Source organism: Vogesella sp. XCS3, assembly GCF_020616155.1.
GTDB lineage: Bacteria > Pseudomonadota > Gammaproteobacteria > Burkholderiales > Chromobacteriaceae > Vogesella.
Map to the genome: position 1 here is coordinate 2,327,288 of NZ_CP085530.1, position 18,062 is coordinate 2,345,349.

Sequence of the window (18,062 nt, forward strand, 5' to 3'; positions counted from 1 at the left end):
TCTCGATCAAAAAGTAATGGTTTTCGCGTGGCGAATAGCCTCGCTATAAGACAAAGACGGGCAAGCCCTTTGGTGTGCCAGCGCCAACCGGTGAAGCCGCATGCGCTCAGGATCAGCGGTGCACCCTTCTGCAAATTGCAGAGCCTGGGCATTGCCTTCGGTCATGCCTAAGCCTTGGGCGAAACATATGGCTCCCTCTGCCTCTGCAAATGCGAGCGGGGCCATCCCTTTCACTGCTGGTGGCTGTGCACCAAGGAATCCAACATGCTTGAGGTAATAAGCCCCGCTTACTGGGTTCTCATCGACGTAAGGGGTCAGGAAACTGGCAGAGACATTCTTGGCCCGCCCCGTCCGCACCAGTTCAACCAAGGCAGGGCTCACCTGTGCCTGTGCGTACAAATTCCCATCTTTCATAAACAAGCCACGAACCTGGCCGAATGCGGGCAGGTCGTCTTTCGGGTGTCCCAAGACTAAAGGTGCCGGACGGCGAGCCGGGTTGAATGCGGAAACCATCAGCTCCAAGTCTTGCTCGGAGAATGACAGCCTTGTCCCACTCATCGAGGTAAATGTACCGGGGCGGAAAATTTGAAAAACCTGTAGTTCTTCGTTCATTGCTTAACCCTCAGTTCTCGCGCTTCCACCGCTCATGCTCTTTAGCGCGTTGCGCTTCCCGTGCTTCATCACGTTCAGCTTTTCGTTTGGCACGTTCATCGGCAATCAGTTTGTAAATCCATTGGATGCTGTGCTGATATTCAAATGCCAGTTCCTCAATGGACGTTCCAGCCGAAAATTTGTCGAATAGTTCTGCGGCTTTTGCTTCCACTTTTTCATTTTTCCCTTGAGGGAAGTAAATATTCTGTCCGCCAAATTCCACGCGTAGATCACCCATGATGTTCAGCGCGATTTCGCTGGCCTTTGCTGAAGACACCCCCTCTTTCTCCAGGCGGTCCGCCAGGACAGCCCCAAGGTGCGCCAAAACCTCCGGGCCGCGTCTTCTCGCAAGGCCAGTTCTTGTGAATTTCCCCACTGTTGTCATCGCTTTTCCCTCCAACTGAATAATCCGCATTACATGCCGACATCGCTACTGCTTGCCTATCCTTGGTTCTACGGGCGCGGCCAGTGGCTACCACTTTCCTTCGTTGCGGGGCTGCTCTTAAGCCGCCGCCCGTACCCTTTCAGTGAACATCCTTGAACGCGTCATTACGGCGCGTTTTTCTTTTCCTGCACGAATGATCGGCGGGAAGGCTTAAACTGCTCTACTTAATCGCGTTTAAGAAAAGAAAAAGCCCCCGACATGGCGGGGGCTTTAATTGGGCAATGCTACAGGTCACAAGTCTGCTGCGCGATGTCCGGTATCGATCGGTTGTAAGTTACCGGATACATCACGCTGCCAACCATTCGCATGCATTAGGGTTTGGTTTTCGGTTTCGAGTCGTGACATTACGTCAGGGAGTGCCCACTCTGGGGTGTTATCCCCATTCGGGCTTTCTTTGATATCAAACTCACCACGCAGTTGATTTAGTGCCAGTTCGAGTTGGCAAATTACGCCTGACATAAACTCGCCATGCGGCATTTCGTGAGCGGCGGTATGATCTGCCAAGGCTTGCAGACCTGCACGCATGGCGCGGATACTGACTTCTGCCATGCTTGCCATTCGTACCACTTCCTGCCGGATTTCTTCACCGACTTGTGCCGGGGGAAGTGATTTCACCCGTTTTTTGACCTTTGCCATCTCTTCGGTAAGTTGGTCAATCTTGCCGTTCTTATCCTCCAACAGGCGGGAGCGTGCCTCCAGATCGGCTTCCGCATTCTCTGCACGCTTGGTCAATGCTTCCTTTTCTTTGGCGTGCTTGGTGATAATCTCTTCGGCCAGCTCAACGAAGGATTCCTTGTCACCCGACTTGGCCACCTCGATCAGCGCGGTCTTCTGGTCTTCCGGCAGCTTGCGAAACTGGCGCAGCTCGCGGTAGCCGGCACCAATCGCGGACAGGTGCTTCAGAGCCTCCTCTCCGAACGTGGTGAGATTGGTCAAATCCTCGTCAACCTTGGAGCGCGAAAGGCCGATGGCTTGGCAAAACCCGTCAAAAGTGCCAACGTCGGCAATCTCATTACCATCCGGGTCGACTCCCTTTTTGCCCGCAAGTGCCCGGTAGAGCTTGTTTTCCTTGATGTGCTTCAGCTTGCTCAAACTGACGACGTCGGCAAAACGCGCGAATGAGCGGGCCATCTGCACTTGGCCTAGTAGCTGATTAACCAGGTCGCGTTCTTCGCTGTAGTCTGCCTGGATGGAGGCCAGAACATTGGACACCTCGACTACATCGCTACGCAATTCGGCGGCGGGTGCGGCTTCGGGATTGGTGGTAGAAGGTTTGCGGGCCATGATTTCTCCTAACGCAGTTTGTCGGCTGGCAATGGTATGCATGCCATGCACGTATCGTCGGCTGAAAGCTTTAAACTGCGCTATGTAAAACAGTTTAAAAAAGTGTCCCCGACTTGGCGGGGGCATGCTGTTCAGTGACGTGAGGCCGCTTTTTTCCGCCGCGCAGGCGGAGTACTCGTAGAGGCTGAGGGGTGGTGCACTGCGCGCAGATAGGCGTCAAACTTGCGCTGGGCATGGCGTGCGGCTTGTAGCGATTCCGGCGTATGCACATCCGGGCGTGATGGCAGACCGTTGCCGAAATCCACCCAGACCAACAGCAAGCCGCGCTCGTTCAGCAGTGTGCAAAATGCCTGCCAATGGCGCTCGCCATCAGTCAGCAAGGCGGCGTTGTCGTAAATGGTGGTGGCGGCCTGCTTCATCTCCTCCAGACTCGCGCCGGGGCGTGCGGCCAACGCCATCGCGTCCAGCAAGGCGGTCAGCGCCTGTTGCTGGTGCATCAGCTTGCGCATGGTCTGGCGGGCGTCGGTGTCGAACTGGTCGATGTCGTCGAACGCCTCCCCGTCGTGGTCTGGCAGCGTGGACAAAGCCAGTTCAACCAGTGCCTCCACATCGCTAAGGCTGACGCCTTGGTGGTCGTTTACCAGCTGAAAATGCAGGCTGCGCAGCAGCGCTTTGCCACGCTGGCAGGCGTTGGCCAAGTCATTGCTGGCATGGGTCAGGTCAACCGGACTCAGGCGCAGGGCACCTTCCGGGAAGCCGAAGCGGTCGGCGGGCTGGGCGGCGATCATAGCGCACCCCCTTTCAGGCCGTAGCGGGCAAACACATCGTAGGCAGCGGCGTTCAGGCCAGGGCTGTAGCGGCTGGCCAGCTGATCGGCCACCACGTCTTCCAGCAGATGCGTCAGGTCGCGGGTTTCGGTCTCGCTGGCGTAGCGCAGCAGCACCCGGCACAGCTCGCGGCAGTATTGCTTGCGGCGTTCATGCTGGGGTGATACCAAGGGAATGACGTTGTTGGGTGGGGTGTTGGGCTTGGGCATGCCACCATCAAATGCGGCGTCAACGCCGCATTCGGCTTCATCTGGCGCCAACGCGACAGCGTCGGCAACTTTGGGTGGATTCGGCGTCTTGAGTTGCGCTCTCAACCCGCCGTCATCTAGCCAGCGCTTTAGCGCATGTGTTCTATCTGGCTTGAGCAATTCACACACCAAGCGAAGCCCAGCTTCATTAATGAATAGAGCTGCATTTCTACCAACAGGAAGGCGTAGTGTGAAACTGTAGAAATCGTACCCGTAATTCTCAAAAATCCGGCGGACAGCACCAGTCTGCAAACTCTTATATCCCAACACCGCATGAAGGTCGCGTAGCGCAACCCACGGCATACCACCCTGGAAAATCAGTCTGACAGTTAGGGAGCCTGATATGGTCGCTACTACGGGGAGTGATAAATCAGTGAGGGGTGTCGATTGCGACGTTTCTGTGATGTTGGAATGAGCAGCCATGATGGCCTCCTTAGGGTTTAGGAATTTGCCCTCCGATAAGCGGGGTGGGCGGAGCGCTCCTACGGCCTAAGACCGCCGGGTCCTCGCGGATACCCGACACTCCGCCCATTGAAAACGAGCAGAGTACAAACAACAATCCCGCCAGACTGGGCGGGGGTACAGCTTAGGCTTTAGGAGGTTTCAGTATTCCAGACGCGTCGCTAATTTGCAAGAGCTTTGCAGCCCGTAAAAATCACAGTCCGCCACGCAGCGTGCACCAGCCGCCTCCCTAATGCCTCGTCAACGCGGAATTTGGCGTGTCTCACGTACTTCCCGCGCTTCGGCCATCTCGCTGCACAGCCATTGCAGGGCGGCACGGGCTTCCGGGTCGATTTCCGGATTGTTCGGCCAGTGCTTCTTGCGCAGCTCGCTTTCCATGCGTTCCATGTCAATGCCGCATTGCATCTCTATGTTGGCCGCCAGGTACATGAAGGCTTGCGCCATGGCGTTGACTTGGGCTTCAAGGGTCAGGATACGGGCTTTCATCGGGTGCATGGTGCGGCTCCTTCGCTGGGGTTGATGCCTATCAGCGTAGGTTTTGCCTCCGGTCACGCCTAGATGCAGGATGGCTTTTTGTTTGGAAGGGGCGCAGTTGCATCTATTCCAAGTCTGGCGGTTTTTTGGCGTATGCTGCTTGCCATACTGCTGGCTGATTTTGATGTAATTTAGTGGGCAGCGTGCGGTTGCCGGGCCATGCTCGGGCTTTCTGTCTAATGGAGGCCGGTATGGCTAGATCATTTCGCGTGAGCGGGCTGCCGCCTGACATTCTGGCGCAGTTGCGGCAGCGGCTGATTGCCAGTCAGTTCAGCCAGTACGCACAGCACGCCGCGTGGCTACAAAAGCAAGGCTTCACGGTGTCCAAGTCGGCCATCCATCGCTTCGCTGTGGCGAATGCGGCCAACCTCCAAACGGTGGATGAAGGGCGCGGCAAAATGGATGTAGAAACGCGGCTGCGCTGCCTGGACATCGCCAGCCGCCAGACGGCCAACGAGGCCGAAACCCTTGCCCGCGCCGATGCTTTTTTGCGCTGGGTGCGCGGTGCGTGAGTGAGTTTCACAGGCTGCAAACTTGTTGCAGAAAGTTTCCCATCTCTTCCTAATTAGTCCCAGCTCTTCCCATAATTATCACGCCCCTCTACTGGGATTTATCTCACACCCCATCAGCTGCGGGTCACCCGAGGCCACGCCCTGCGGAAAGCTGTAGCTGCGGGCAGGCTCGCTCCCCCCGCCGCCACTGCCAAAACAGCCGGTCAGGCCCAGGGTGGCGGCAGAGGCCGTCAGGAAACTGCCGGCTTTCAGGAATTGTCTGCGATCCATGTGTTTCTCCTCGTGAGTGTTGTTATCTGTCGTTACAACAGGGCACAGCCAGACAGGCTACCCTTGCTGCATGACATGGCGTTTACGCTCATACGTTTGTTTAGAGCAATTAACCTAACATCACCAATCAGGCTTCAACACTGTTCCAATGCACAGGCACTTGATACCGGTCAGCAATGCCCCCATTAAAAGAAGGTTTGCCTGTGCTACACTTTTAGCCATTTTTATCGGCCCGCTGGCCGCTGGATGTCCACACGATGATTTCGACGCTTCTCAAGAAAGTATTCGGCAGCCGCAATGAACGACTGCTCAAGCAATATCGCCAGGTCGCCAACCGTATCAACGGTATGGAAGACGCCATGAAGGCACTGTCGGACGAACAGCTGGCGGCCAAAACCACCGAATTCAAAGAGCGTCACGCCAAAGGCGAAAGCCTGGATGCCCTGCTGCCTGAAGCGTTTGCCGTGTGCCGCGAGGCCTCGCGCCGTGTACTGAACATGCGCCACTTCGACGTACAGCTGATCGGCGGCATGGTGCTGCACCATGGCAAGATTGCCGAGATGCGTACCGGCGAGGGCAAAACCCTGGTAGGTACCCTGCCGGTATACCTGAACGCCATCGCAGGCAAGGGCGTGCACGTGATTACCGTGAACGACTACCTGGCCAGCCGCGACGCCGGCATCATGCAAAAGCTGTACAACTTCCTGGGCCTGAGCGTGGGCGTGAACCTGTCGCAAATGCAGCACGACCATAAAAAAATGGCCTACGCCTGCGACATTACCTACGGCACCAACAACGAATTCGGCTTCGATTACCTGCGCGACAACATGGTGTTCAGCCTGCACGAGAAAGTGCAGCGCGAGCTGAACTTTGCCGTAGTGGACGAAGTGGACTCCATCCTGATCGACGAAGCGCGTACCCCGCTGATCATCTCCGGCCCGGCCGAAGACAACGTGGACATGTACCGCGCCATGAACGCCGTACCGCCGCTGCTGAAAAAACAAGAAGCCGAAGACGGCGAAGGCGATTACTGGGTGGACGAAAAAGCGCACAGCGTGCTGCTGTCCGAAGCCGGCCACGAGCACGCCGAAGCCATCCTCACCCAGATGGGCCTGCTGGCAGAAGGCGACAGCCTGTACTCTGCGGCCAACATCACCCTGATGCACCACCTGAACGCCGCGCTGAAAGCACACGCCCTGTTCCACCTGGACCAGCACTACGTGGTACAGGACGGCGAAGTGGTGATCGTGGACGAATTTACCGGCCGCCTGATGGCAGGCCGCCGCTGGTCTGATGGTCTGCACCAGGCGGTAGAAGCCAAGGAAGGCGTACAGGTAAACCGCGAAAACCAGACCCTGGCGTCCATTACCTTCCAGAACTACTTCCGCCTGTACAGCAAGCTGGCCGGCATGACCGGTACTGCCGATACCGAGGCCTACGAGTTCCAGAACATCTACGCGCTGGAAACCGTGGTGATCCCGACCAACCGCCCGATGATCCGCCAGGACCACCAGGACAAGATCTACCGCTCGGCACGCGAGAAGTACAACGCCATCATCAGCGATATCAAAGACTGCGTCAGCCGCGGCCAACCTGTGCTGGTAGGTACTACCAGCATTGAAAACTCCGAGCTGATGTCGCAGCTGCTGACCCAGGCCGACATCGCACACAACGTGCTGAACGCCAAGGAACACGCGCGCGAAGCCGAGATCGTGGTACAAGCCGGCCGCCCCGGCATTGTCACCGTCGCCACCAACATGGCCGGCCGTGGTACCGATATCGTGCTGGGTGGTAACCCAGAGCCGGAAATCAAGGCCATCCAGGCGGACGACAGCCTGAGCGACGCCGAAAAAAACAGCCGCATCGCCGCCATCCGTGCCGAATGGCAAGTACGCCACGACGCGGTACTGGCCGCCGGCGGCCTGTACATCATCGGTACCGAGCGCCACGAGTCGCGCCGTATCGACAACCAGCTGCGTGGCCGCTCCGGCCGCCAGGGCGACGCCGGCGCCAGCCGCTTCTACCTGAGCCTGGAAGACCCGCTGCTGCGCATCTTTGCCGGCGATCGCGTGGCCATGATCATGGACAAGCTGAAAATGCCGGATGGCGAAGCCATCGAGCACCCGTGGGTATCTCGCTCTATCGAAAACGCCCAACGCAAGGTAGAAGGCCGCAACTTCGACATCCGCAAACAGCTGCTGGAATACGATGACGTAGCCAACGACCAGCGCAAAGTGATCTACCAGCAGCGTAACGAAATCCTGGAAGACCAGGACGTGGCCGCCATCATCACCCACATGCGCGAAGGCGTGCTCAGCGACGTGGTCGACCTGCACATGCCACCGGATTCCATGGAAGAACAGTGGGATCTGCCAGGCCTGGAGCGCACGCTGGAAAGCGAATTCCAGCTGCACGCCCCGGTAGCCCAGTGGATGCAGGCCGAACAGACGCTGGATATCCCCGACATCAAGCAACGCATTCTGGACCTGGCTGCTGCCGGCTACGCCGAAAAAGTGGCACTGGCCAACGAAGAATCCATGCGCCAGTTCGAGCACGGCCTGGTACTGCAGATGCTGGACAACCACTGGCGCGAACACCTGGCCGCCATGGACCACCTGCGTCAAGGCATCCACCTGCGCGGCTACGCACAGAAGAACCCGAAGCAGGAATACAAGCGCGAAGCCTTCGAGCTGTTCTCCGATATGCTGGAGCGTGTAAAACGCGGTGTGGTCAGCGTGCTGATGACGGTGCAGGTACGCAGCGAGGAAGACATGGAGGCCGTAGCGCCGCACGAAGTGGCCGGCATAGAAATGCACCACGACGACGCCCCGAGCGCCACCGAAGGCAACCCGTTCTCGCCGGAAGCCCTGGCCTCGCAAGGCCTGCGTGTGGGCCGTAACGACCCTTGCCCGTGCGGCAGCGGCCAACGTTACAAGCAATGCCACGGCAAGCTGGCCTGATCGGCCCCTGCCCTGCAAAAAACCGGCGCCCCGTGCGCCGGTTTTTTTACGTCTGCTCGCAACGGCCAGAACGCAATAAGCGCAAACCAGCCAGGCACTAGGTCGCGTTTCAGGCTACTGGCGCCGTGCGGGGCGAGTGGGTAGCGGCAAAGCCGTGCCACACCACACAAGCGTGAACCTGCAGCCCTACTGTCAGAAAAAACCGGTGCCAAGAAAAAGCCCGGACGTGTCCGGGCTTTTTTACACACAAGGTTGGCCGCATGCGGCCAACGCGGGCGCTTATACCAGCAGGCAGGATGTCTGCGTCGCCGCGGTAACGGCGTGCAGCTTGATCTCCTCTTTGCCGCAGCGATCTTGCGCTTTCGGGCAGCGGGTACGGAACACGCAGCCGGATGGCGGGTTGATCGGGCTAGGCAGGTCACCGTTCAGAATCTGGATGGTCTTGTTACGCTCCAGCTTCGGATCAGGGATAGGAATCGCCGACAACAGCGCCTGGGTATAAGGGTGGGCTGGCTTGTCGTACAGCGCGTACTTCTCTGCCAGCTCCATTTCGCGGCCCAGGTACATCACCAGGATGCGGTCGGAAATGTGCTTCACCACCGCCAGATCGTGCGCGATGAAGATCAGCGACAGGCCCATCTCGCGCTGCAGCTCTTTCAGCAAGTTGATGATCTGCGCCTGAATGGACACGTCCAGTGCCGATACCGGCTCGTCGCAGATAATCAGCTTGGGTTCCAGGATCAGCGCGCGGGCAATACCGATACGCTGGCACTGGCCACCGGAGAACTCGTGCGGATAGCGGTTGATCATCTGCTCGCGCAGGCCAACCTTCACCATCATGGCGCGTACGCGCTTCATCACTTCGTCGTTGGACAGCTCCGGGCGGTGTACGCGCAGCGGCTCGCCGATGATCTGGGCGATGGTCATACGCGGGTTCAGCGATGCCAGCGGGTCCTGGAAGATCATCTGGATATCCTTGCGGACGTTCAGCCAATCCTTGTCAGTACCCTTGCGCAGGTCATTACCCATCCAGACGATTTCGCCATCGGTGGCGGGAATCAGGTTGAGAATGGCACGGCTCAGCGTGGACTTGCCGCAACCGGACTCGCCCACCACACCCAGGGTTTCACCTGCGTACAGGTCGAAGCTTACGCCATCTACTGCTTTCAGCGTTTTCTTCGGGGTCCAGGGCCAGTCTTTGCCACCCGCTACCTTGAAGTGAACCTTGACGTTACGTACCGACAGAATCGGTTTACGGTTATCAGCCATTGGCCACCTCCGCATTGGCATTGACAATCAGCTCGCTGGCCGGCTTGTGACAGGCGCGCAGTACGCGGCTGTTGGCTGGCGATACGGCCAGCTGCGGCAGGGTATCCACGCACTGCTGGCTGGCGTGCTCGCAACGCTCGGCAAACGGGCAGCCTTTGGGCATATTGGCCATATTGGGCGGGTTGCCCGGAATACTCATCAGCGCTTCGCCATCGTGGTCCAGACGCGGCAACGCGCCCAGCAGGCCGATGGTGTAAGGGTGGCTTGGCTGATAGAAGATATCGTTGGCGGTGCCGTATTCCATCACGCGGCCACCGTACATCACCATGACGTTGTCACACAGGCCGGCAACCACACCCAGATCGTGCGTGATCATGACAATAGCGGTACCGAAGTCACGCTGCAGGTCTTTCAACAGCGTGAGGATCTGCGCCTGCACAGTCACGTCCAGCGCGGTGGTGGGTTCGTCGGCGATCAGTACTTCCGGCTCGCACAACAGGGCCATGGCAATCATCACTCGCTGACGCATACCGCCGGAGAACTCGTGCGGGTACATATCGATGCGGCGGGCAGCCTCGGGGATGCGTACTGCTTCCAGCAGCTCGATCGCGCGCTTTTTGGCCTGCTTGCGGGTCATGCCCTTATGCAGCTCCAGCACCTCGGTCATCTGGCGCTCTACTGTCAGGTAGGGGTTCAGCGACGTCATCGGGTCCTGGAAAATCATGGACAGGCGATCGCCACGAATGCCGTTCAGCTCTTTGGGGCTCATGGTCAGCAGGTTCTTGCCCTTGTACAGGGCTTCACCGCTAGGCTGACCGTTTTTGGCCAGCAGACCCATCATGGCCAGTACCGACTGGCTCTTGCCGGAGCCGGACTCGCCGACAATACCCAGCGTCTGGCCGCGGTCCAGCTCGAAACTCACGCCATTTACGGCGTTAACCATACCATCGTGCGTCGCAAAGCTGACGCCGAGGTTTTTCACTTGTAGCAAAGACATGGTGTCCTCCCCGGCTTAGCGATCTTTCGGGTCCAGCGCATCGCGCAGGCCGTCACCGACATAGTTGGCACAATACAGCGTAACGGACAGGAACAGGCCTGGCACCAGCAACATCCATGGCTGGCTTTCCATCACTTTCTGGCCTTCCTGCACCAGTACACCCCAGCTGGTATTGGGTTCTTGCACACCCAGGCCCAGGAAGGACAGTACCGACTCGGTCATGATCACACCAGGAATGGTGATCGTGGCATATACCACCACAATACCCAACAGGTTAGGCACGATGTGGCGGAAAATAATGGCGAATTGCGACACGCCAATGGCGTGTGCCGCTTCGACAAACTCCTTGGACTTCAGCGACAGCGTCTGGCCACGCACGATACGCGCCATATCCAGCCAGGAGATGGCACCCAGTGCCACGAACATCAGGTAGAGGTCGCGACCAAAGAAGGTCATCAGCAGGATGGCGAACAGCATGAACGGCAGTGCGTACAGAACATCGACAATACGCATCATCAGCGCATCTACCTTGCCGCCAAAGAAGCCGGCAATGGCACCCCAGGACACACCGATCACCACCGATACCAAGGTACCGACGATGCCGACCTGGAAGGTAATGCCACCACCTTGCAGCGTACGTGCCAGCAAGTCACGCCCCAGCTCGTCCGTACCCAGATAGTGGCCGTTGGCCAGCGTAGGCGCCAGACTCAAGGCGTTCCAGTCGGTAGCGTCATGCGTGTGCTGCAGCATGTACGGGCCAACAACAATGATCAGCGCGATCAGGATCAGGATCACCAGCGAAGCCACGGCGGCCTTGTTCTTCATGAAGCGGCGGCGCGCATCAGCCCACGGGCTGCGGCCTTCCACTACTTCACTGATATTGGACAGCGTGCTGACCAATTGATCGTTTTTGGTTTTGGTATTCATGTAAAGCTCCCGATCAGTAACGGATACGCGGGTCGAGCATCGCGTACACGATATCGACAATCAGGTTGAACACCACGGTAAACACGGCCACCAGAACCACCAGACCCAGTACCAGGGTGTAGTCGCGGTTTACGGCGCCGGTCACCAGCAGGCGACCCAGACCAGGAATGGAGAAGATGGATTCGGTTACCACCGCCTGCGCAATAGCCGATACAGCCATCGGGCCCAGCAGGGTTACTACCGGCAGCAGCGCAGGGCGCAGGGCATGGCGCACGATAATGACGCGCATCGGCAGGCCTTTTGCCTTGGCAGTACGAATGAAGTTGGAGTTCATCACCTCGATCAGGCTACCGCGCATCACACGGCCTAGCGTGGCCACGTTGACGATGGTCAGCAGGGCAACCGGTAGCAAGGCGAACTGCACAATGCTCCAGTTAGGATCGTCGTAAGACCAGCCACCGGCCGGCACGACCTTCATCCACAGGGCAAAGAACAGGATCAGGATAGGGCCGGTTACAAACGACGGCACAGCATGGCCGAAGTTACCCAGGAACATCACGAAATAATCCGCAATGCTGTTCTGGCGCAAGGCTGCAATCACACCCAGCGAGATACCCAGCACGATGGCAATCAGCAGCGCGGTGCCACCAATGGCCGCCGATTTGGGCAATGCCTGGGCAACCAGCTGGTTGACCGACCAGTCTGCGTAGCGGAAGGACGCGCCCAGATCGCCATGCAGCAGGTTATTGAGGTAGTAGCCAAACTGCACGTGCAGCGGCTCGTTCAGATGGTACTTGGCTTCCAGGTTAGCCAGCACTTCGGGGGCAATCTTCTTCTCGCCGTCGAAAGGACCACCGGGGGCGAGTTGAAGCATGATGAAACAGAGGGTGATAACGGAAAATACCGTTGGTACCGCTCCGAATACACGCTTAATAACGTAAGACCACATTGGGATAAAACTCCATGTACCTAGGACACGCGCATGCCCTATGACGCTGTAGGCGCTAGATAAAGCAATCCGGGCAGTGGGTAACTGCCCGGAGGCTGACCGTAGGCACGGTAATGCGTCAAAAACACTAGTGAAAAACCCGCCCGGCAGCCGAAGCCACCATGACGGGTTAACGACTAATTATTTCTTGATGATGTAGAAATCGCTAGTACGGAAGCGGTCAAAGCTGTTGGTGGTGTAGTAGCCGCCAACGTAAGGCTTCACGGTACGCGCTTGTACATACTGGTACAGCGGGATCAGCGGGTAGTCATCCATCGCCAGCTTGGAAGCCTGGGTCATCAGGGCTTTACGCTTGGCTTGGTCGGTTTGCTGGTTGCCTTGGGCCATCAGCTCGTCAACCTTCTTGTTGCAGTATTGCTGGTCGTTCTGGTCGCTATCGCAACGTACCAGGTCCAGGAAGGTGGTCGCGTCGTTGTAGTCAGCGTTCCAGCCGTTACGTGCAACCTGGTACTGGCCGGAGTGACGGGTCTTCAGGAACACTTTGAATTCCTGGTTTTCCATCGAGGTGCTCAGACCCAGCTTGGTTTTCCACTCGGAGGAGATGAACAGACCCACGCGTTTGTGCGACTCGGAGGTGTTGTACATCAGTTTCAGCGGGGTAGCGGAAGTCACGCCTGCTGCGGCCAACAGTTTCTTGGCTTCGGCAACGCGTTTTTCCATCGGCCATTTTGCCCATTCGTACGGGGTAACGTCAGCACCGGCAGTGCCTTGTACCATCAGGCTGTAAGCCGGAACCTGGCCTTCGCCCAGCAGCTTCTGGGTCAGGATGTCACGGTCGATCACCATGGACAGGGCCTGGCGAACGCGCTTGTCTTTCAGTACAGGGTCTTTGTTGTTCAGACCGTAGTAGTACAGCGCGATGTTGCGCAGTGCGCTCAGTTCTTTCGGCATTTCTGCCTTTAGTGCCTGGAAGGTACCAGCCGGGATACGCAGGGTCATGTCAACCTGGCCAGCTTTGTACATCTTCAGGGCAGCATCTTCGCTCTCGGTCGGGTCGAAGGTTACTTTGGTGATGACAGTGTTTTTGGCATCCCAGTATTTGGCGTTCTTTTCCAGCACGATACGGCTGTTCGGGATCCAGTCTTTCAGCACGTAAGCGCCGTTGGATACCAGGTTGCCCGGCTTGGTGAAGTCTTTGCCGAATTTCTCGAAGGAGGCTTTGTGCAGCGGGGCCATGGTGGAGTTGGCCAGCATGTCAGGCAGGAAAGCTACCGGAATCTCGGTTTTGATTTCCAGGGTGTTCTTGTCCAGAGCCTTGATACCCAGCTCGGATGGCTGCTTCTTGCCAGACATGATGTCTTTGCCGTTAGCAATGAACTCGTGGAACAGACCGTATTTGGTAGCGGTCTTCGGATCCACGGTACGGCGCCAGGAGTATACGAAATCGTCAGCGGTAACAGGATCGCCGTTGGACCATTTTGCGTCTTTGCGCAGGTTGAAGATCCAGGTAGTGGCGTCTTTCTGCTTCCAGGAGGTAGCCACGCCCGGCACGATCTTGCCGGTGTTTTCAACGGCGGTCAGGCCTTCGAACAGGTCACGGGCAATGTTGTTGGCCGTGGTGGTCTCGATCTGGGAAATATCCAGGGATTCCGGTTCGGAGCCGTTGCTACGTACCAGTTCCTGTTTCGGGTCCAGTTTTACGCCAGCCGGTACTTTTGCAGCGAAAGCTGCGCCGGAAGCACCAAAAGCGATAGCAACAGAGGCCGCTACTACGCTGAAAGAAATCGATTTTTTCATATTCTCCTGCTCTCCTTGAACAGAGGTGGCCCGTCTTGGTGCGGGCCCCCCGAGAAAAACAAACTGTGTGTATACAGTACGCAAAGGCGAGGCAATTATGCACAGCACACATGGCTACTACAAGCCCCGATTCGTCACTTCGGCGTCACATTGCCTGTGATGCGTAGCATTTCCTGCACTTATTCCTTTCACGTAAGCAATTTTGGACTAGTTTCATGAGCAATACTCATGGTACGCATCGCCATTGCACATACTCCCCTGCACGCAGGGGGACAAGCTCGTCATTTCCATAAGACAAAGCAGCAGGCACCTGCCACGCTTCGCGTACCAAGCTTAGTGTGTCTGTATTGCGCGGCAGTTGATAAAAATCAGGTCCATTGAAACTGGCGAAGGCTTCCAGCTTGTCTAGCGCACCGGCTGCGTCAAATGCTTCGGCGTACAGCTCGATGGCAGCGTTGGCCGTGTACATGCCGGCACAGCCGCAGGCGTTTTCCTTGGTGTTGCGCGCGTGCGGTGCGCTGTCGGTACCCAGGAAGAATTTCTTGCTGCCGCTGGTCGCCGCAGCCAGCAGGGCTTCGCGGTGCGTTTCGCGCTTGAGTACCGGCAGGCAGTAGTGGTGCGGGCGGATACCGCCGGTAAACAGCGCATTACGGTTCATCAACAGGTGGTGGGCGGTAATGGTGGCGGCAATATTGTCGCCTGCGCTGGCCACGTACTCGGCAGCCTGGCGGGTAGTAATGTGCTCGAACACCACACGCAGTGTGGGCAGGCGTTTCAACAACGGCTCAAACACAGTGTCGATGAACACCGCTTCTCGGTCGAACACATCCACCGCCGGGTCGGTGACTTCACCGTGCACCAGCAGCGGCATGCCCACTTCCGCCATGGCTTCCAGTGCCACCATGGCGTTATTCACGTCACGGACACCCGCATCCGAATTGGTTGTTGCGCCAGCAGGGTACAGCTTGATGCCATGCACAAAACCACTGGCCTTGGCCTTGCGTACTTCTTCGGCCGTCGTGGTTTCGGTGAGATACAGCGTCATCAGCGGCTCAAAGCTGCTGCCTGCCGGGCGCGCGGCCAGGATGCGCTCGCGATAGGCGGCAGCCATCTCGACCGTGGTTACTGGCGGTTTCAGATTGGGCATGATGATGGCGCGCCCCATCTGGCGACAGGTATCGGGCAGCACGGCAGCCAGTGCAGCACCGTCGCGTACGTGCAAGTGCCAGTCATCAGGGCGGGTAATGGTCAGTTTCATGTAGCAACCTTATGCAATCATCAATATAAAGAAAGGCGCCATACGGCGCCTTTATCACTTACGGCGAATCGACAGGGAAAAACGCCCGTCTTCCTGAACAGTAGAAGTCAGCAGCACATTGCCAGTCTGGCGGCAGAATGCCTCGAAATCCTTGGGCGCCCCGGGATCGGTAGCCAGAACGGACAACACCTTGCCACTTTCCATGGTTGCCAGTGCCTTTTTGGCTCGCAGGATAGGCAAGGGGCAGTTTAGCCCCGACAAGTCCAGCGCAAGATCTGGCTGCATAAACACTTCCTCCAAGCGTAGAGCGGTTACAATCAAAACATTATTTTAAAGGCCTTCGGCAAAATGCCCAAGGACAGCTGCCATGTGCATCATTGCCCTTGCCTACAAGACACCGGCGCTCGGGCCGCTGGTTTTACTGGCGAACCGCGACGAATACTACACCCGCCCGGCGCTGGCGCTGGACTTCTGGCCAGACTACCCGCAAATACTGGGGGGGCGGGATGTGCAGGCAGGCGGCAGCTGGATGGCTATCGATACGCGCGGCCGTTTTGCCGCGGTCACGCACATCCGCGAAGGCCGCGCCGTTGCCGCGGCACGTTCGCGTGGGGAACTGGTGCAGCGCTTTGTCAGTGGTGATGAAAGTGCCCTGGAGTACGCGGCCTGGCTCAAGGCGCACACAGGCGACTACGGCCCGTTCAATCTGATCTTTGGCCAGGTCAGTGATTTACTGCACTTCAACAGCAGAACCAAATCGCTCAACCGCATCGCGCCTGGTATCCACGTGCTCTCGAATGCCGACATGGATACGCGCTGGTTCAAGGCGGAACAACTACGCCAGAAGATGGCAACCTTGAAACGGCCACCCAGTGACAGCGAAGTACTCCCTTGGCTGATGAACCTGGAAAGCGCCCCGCCAGAACAGCTACCCAATACCGGCATTGGCTCGGCGCTGGAAAAAATGCTGTCGCCAGTGTTTATCGTTGGCCGCGACTACGGCACCCGCTGCAGTAGCATCGTGAACGTTTCCGCTCGCGGCGATGTCAGCTTTACCGAGGTAAGCTACGGTATCGGTGGGCGCGAAAGCGGACGCCGCCGCCACCAGCTTCGTATTGGACAACTCAGGAAAATACCGTGAAAACCCGCCTTATCATGCTAAGCCTGCTTGCTGCGGCCAACCTCGCCCATGCCGACTTGGCTGAAAAAATAAGCAATCGCAAACCTAACCGTTATCAACCTGACACCGCGTGGCAAGAACAGGCCTTGCCCCTGCCTGGTTACCCTGTAACCGCCCAGTGGATCGAGCTGGATGTTCCCGTTACAGTCAAACCACGTGTTTTTATCGACAGTAGTAGCCTGATATTGGCAGAAGATCGCACGGTACGCTTTGCTCTTCGCCAGCTCAGTAGCAGCGGCATCGACAATATCAGCCTGGAAGGCATGCATTGCGGAGAACGCACACAGCGCAGCTTTGCTTTTGCCGATACCGTAGGGAAACGCTGGATTGCCTCCAGCCGAGTCGAATGGCGCAGGCTGGATGGCAACAGTGCCTTGCTGCAAACTGTTATCAAGGCATTGTGCCCCGAAGACGCGCCACCATTAAGTGCAGAAGAGCTAGCAAACAATCTGAAGCAAGCGGCCAAACGCCGTTAAGCCCTGCTCTTGCAAAACACCCCCTGCTTGCCATACAAGCAGGGGGTGTTGTTTATTTCATGCCGTATCAGCCGACACGGGCTTTGTTAGCAGGCCTTAAACTCAGGCAACTTCCGGCAAACGGTGAAAGCTGCCTGGCGCATCTTCGGGGTTGTCAAAGGTGACAAATTCCCAGGCATCGGGCGTCTCCAGCATCACCCGCAGCAGCTTGTTGTTCATGGCATGCCCGGATTTATGGCCACTGAATGCGGCAATCAGCGGATGCCCTACGATATACAAGTCGCCTATGGCGTCCAGAATCTTGTGACGTACAAATTCGTCCGGGAAGCGTAGCCCCTCCGGGTTCAGTACGTATTCGTCGTCGATCACGATGGCGTTGTTGAGGTTGCCCCCCCGCCCCAGGCCGTGACTACGCATGTACTCGACTTCGTGCATGAAACCGAAAGTGCGGGCGCGACTGATCTCTTCGATATAGGAATGGCTGGCAAAGTCTACGCTCACCATTTGCGGCGCGCGATTGAATGCCGGGTGGTTGAACTCGATAGACAGCTGCACACTGAAGCCATCGTGGGGCACCAGCTTTACCCACTTGTCACCCTCCACCACTTCTATCGCCTGTTTGACGCGGATGAACTTCTTGGCGGCTGGCTGCTCCTCGATGCCCGCGGTTTGCAGCAGAAAGATAAACGGCGCCGACGATCCATCCATGATGGGCATCTCGGCGCCTGTTACATCCACCACCACATTATCGATGCCCAGCCCTGCAAAGGCAGACATCAGATGTTCGATCGTGCCGACACGCACACCGGTCTCGGTGACCAGTGTCGAGGAGAGGCGCGTGTCGTTCACGAGCGCAGGCCGTACCACCACCTCGTCCTGCGCGGGCAGGTCGGTGCGGCGGAACACAATACCAGTATCAGGCGCAGCCGGGTGCAGGGTCAGTTTGACCCGTTCGCCGGAGTGCAGCCCAACGCCAGTGGCGCTGATGGCCTGTTTCAGCGTGCGTTGCAGGATCA

The 18,062-nt window shown here is 57.7% G+C and carries 19 protein-coding genes; 4 read left to right on the forward strand and 15 right to left on the reverse strand.

The features are described from left to right. Positions 1 to 6 precede the first annotated feature (6 nt). The 6 genes from LCH97_RS11140 to LCH97_RS11165 all read right to left on the reverse strand — a co-directional run bounded on the left by LCH97_RS11140 (position 7) and on the right by LCH97_RS11165 (position 4,412). Positions 7 to 612, reverse strand: coding sequence for a hypothetical protein (locus LCH97_RS11140; RefSeq protein WP_227301749.1), 606 nt, complete (start codon positions 610 to 612; stop codon positions 7 to 9). Positions 613 to 622: 10 nt separating this feature from the next. Next, positions 623 to 1,066: a Mor transcription activator family protein gene (locus tag LCH97_RS11145; RefSeq protein WP_227301750.1), complete on the reverse strand. Its 444-nt coding sequence runs from the start codon at positions 1,064 to 1,066 to the stop codon at positions 623 to 625. A 261-nt stretch (positions 1,067 to 1,327) separates the two neighbouring features. Then, positions 1,328 to 2,380, reverse strand: a complete 1,053-nt coding sequence (locus tag LCH97_RS11150; RefSeq protein ID WP_227301751.1) for a hypothetical protein — start codon at positions 2,378 to 2,380, stop codon at positions 1,328 to 1,330. A 131-nt stretch (positions 2,381 to 2,511) separates the two neighbouring features. Further along, entirely contained in the window at positions 2,512 to 3,168 is a 657-nt protein-coding gene (locus tag LCH97_RS11155; RefSeq protein WP_227301752.1) for a hypothetical protein, read from the reverse strand. Beyond that, complete coding sequence (locus LCH97_RS11160; RefSeq protein WP_227301753.1) at positions 3,165 to 3,878, reverse strand: hypothetical protein; 714 nt, start codon at positions 3,876 to 3,878, stop codon at positions 3,165 to 3,167. The genes LCH97_RS11155 and LCH97_RS11160 overlap by 4 nt, the downstream gene beginning before the upstream one ends. Before the next feature lie 279 nt (positions 3,879 to 4,157). Continuing rightward, positions 4,158 to 4,412, reverse strand: coding sequence for a hypothetical protein (locus LCH97_RS11165; protein WP_227301754.1), 255 nt, complete (start codon positions 4,410 to 4,412; stop codon positions 4,158 to 4,160). Positions 4,413 to 4,642: 230 nt separating this feature from the next. Here LCH97_RS11165 and LCH97_RS11170 point away from each other — a divergent pair, with 230 nt between their 5' ends. Further along, complete coding sequence (locus LCH97_RS11170) at positions 4,643 to 4,963, forward strand: phage protein Gp27 family protein (protein WP_227301755.1); 321 nt, start codon at positions 4,643 to 4,645, stop codon at positions 4,961 to 4,963. A gap of 78 nt (positions 4,964 to 5,041) precedes the next feature. Here the strand turns inward: LCH97_RS11170 and LCH97_RS11175 are convergent, their stop codons facing one another. After that, the gene (locus tag LCH97_RS11175; protein ID WP_227301756.1) at positions 5,042 to 5,233 is read right to left on the reverse strand and encodes a hypothetical protein; all 192 of its coding nucleotides are present in this window, start codon (positions 5,231 to 5,233) and stop codon (positions 5,042 to 5,044) included. A gap of 257 nt (positions 5,234 to 5,490) precedes the next feature. Between LCH97_RS11175 and secA the strand changes: the two genes are divergently transcribed. Beyond that, positions 5,491 to 8,193: a preprotein translocase subunit SecA gene (gene secA, locus LCH97_RS11180; RefSeq protein ID WP_227301757.1), complete on the forward strand. Its 2,703-nt coding sequence runs from the start codon at positions 5,491 to 5,493 to the stop codon at positions 8,191 to 8,193. Positions 8,194 to 8,472: 279 nt separating this feature from the next. Here the strand turns inward: secA and oppF are convergent, their stop codons facing one another. From oppF to LCH97_RS11215, 7 genes are all read right to left on the reverse strand, one after another. Next, the gene (oppF, locus tag LCH97_RS11185; protein ID WP_227301758.1) at positions 8,473 to 9,462 is read right to left on the reverse strand and encodes a murein tripeptide/oligopeptide ABC transporter ATP binding protein OppF; all 990 of its coding nucleotides are present in this window, start codon (positions 9,460 to 9,462) and stop codon (positions 8,473 to 8,475) included. Continuing rightward, a complete protein-coding gene (locus LCH97_RS11190) occupies positions 9,455 to 10,459 on the reverse strand; it encodes an oligopeptide/dipeptide ABC transporter ATP-binding protein (protein WP_227301759.1) in 1,005 nt (334 codons plus the stop codon). Before LCH97_RS11190 ends, oppF begins: the two co-directional genes overlap by 8 nt. A 15-nt stretch (positions 10,460 to 10,474) precedes the next feature. Next, positions 10,475 to 11,386 carry an ABC transporter permease subunit gene (locus LCH97_RS11195; protein ID WP_227301760.1) on the reverse strand — a complete coding sequence of 304 codons (912 nt, stop codon included), beginning with the start codon at positions 11,384 to 11,386 and terminating at the stop codon, positions 10,475 to 10,477. Between the two features lie 13 nt (positions 11,387 to 11,399). Beyond that, positions 11,400 to 12,335 (reverse strand): oligopeptide ABC transporter permease OppB, encoded by a 936-nt coding sequence (gene oppB / locus LCH97_RS11200; protein WP_026107692.1) that lies wholly within the window; start codon positions 12,333 to 12,335, stop codon positions 11,400 to 11,402. 180 nt (positions 12,336 to 12,515) lie between these two features. After that, the gene (locus LCH97_RS11205; RefSeq protein ID WP_227301761.1) at positions 12,516 to 14,132 is read right to left on the reverse strand and encodes a peptide ABC transporter substrate-binding protein; all 1,617 of its coding nucleotides are present in this window, start codon (positions 14,130 to 14,132) and stop codon (positions 12,516 to 12,518) included. A gap of 226 nt (positions 14,133 to 14,358) precedes the next feature. Beyond that, a complete protein-coding gene (gene pyrC / locus LCH97_RS11210; RefSeq protein ID WP_227301762.1) occupies positions 14,359 to 15,390 on the reverse strand; it encodes a dihydroorotase in 1,032 nt (343 codons plus the stop codon). Positions 15,391 to 15,444: 54 nt separating this feature from the next. Further along, positions 15,445 to 15,675, reverse strand: a complete 231-nt coding sequence (locus LCH97_RS11215) for a sulfurtransferase TusA family protein (RefSeq protein WP_227301763.1) — start codon at positions 15,673 to 15,675, stop codon at positions 15,445 to 15,447. A gap of 82 nt (positions 15,676 to 15,757) precedes the next feature. Here LCH97_RS11215 and LCH97_RS11220 point away from each other — a divergent pair, with 82 nt between their 5' ends. Both LCH97_RS11220 and LCH97_RS11225 read left to right on the forward strand, forming a co-directional pair. Then, entirely contained in the window at positions 15,758 to 16,531 is a 774-nt protein-coding gene (locus LCH97_RS11220; RefSeq protein ID WP_227301764.1) for an NRDE family protein, read from the forward strand. After that, the gene (locus LCH97_RS11225) at positions 16,528 to 17,046 is read left to right on the forward strand and encodes a CNP1-like family protein (protein ID WP_227301765.1); all 519 of its coding nucleotides are present in this window, start codon (positions 16,528 to 16,530) and stop codon (positions 17,044 to 17,046) included. The genes LCH97_RS11220 and LCH97_RS11225 overlap by 4 nt, the downstream gene beginning before the upstream one ends. Before the next feature lie 102 nt (positions 17,047 to 17,148). Here the strand turns inward: LCH97_RS11225 and lpxC are convergent, their stop codons facing one another. Then, positions 17,149 to 18,060: a UDP-3-O-acyl-N-acetylglucosamine deacetylase gene (lpxC, locus tag LCH97_RS11230; protein ID WP_227305325.1), complete on the reverse strand. Its 912-nt coding sequence runs from the start codon at positions 18,058 to 18,060 to the stop codon at positions 17,149 to 17,151. Positions 18,061 to 18,062: the final 2 nt, after the last annotated feature.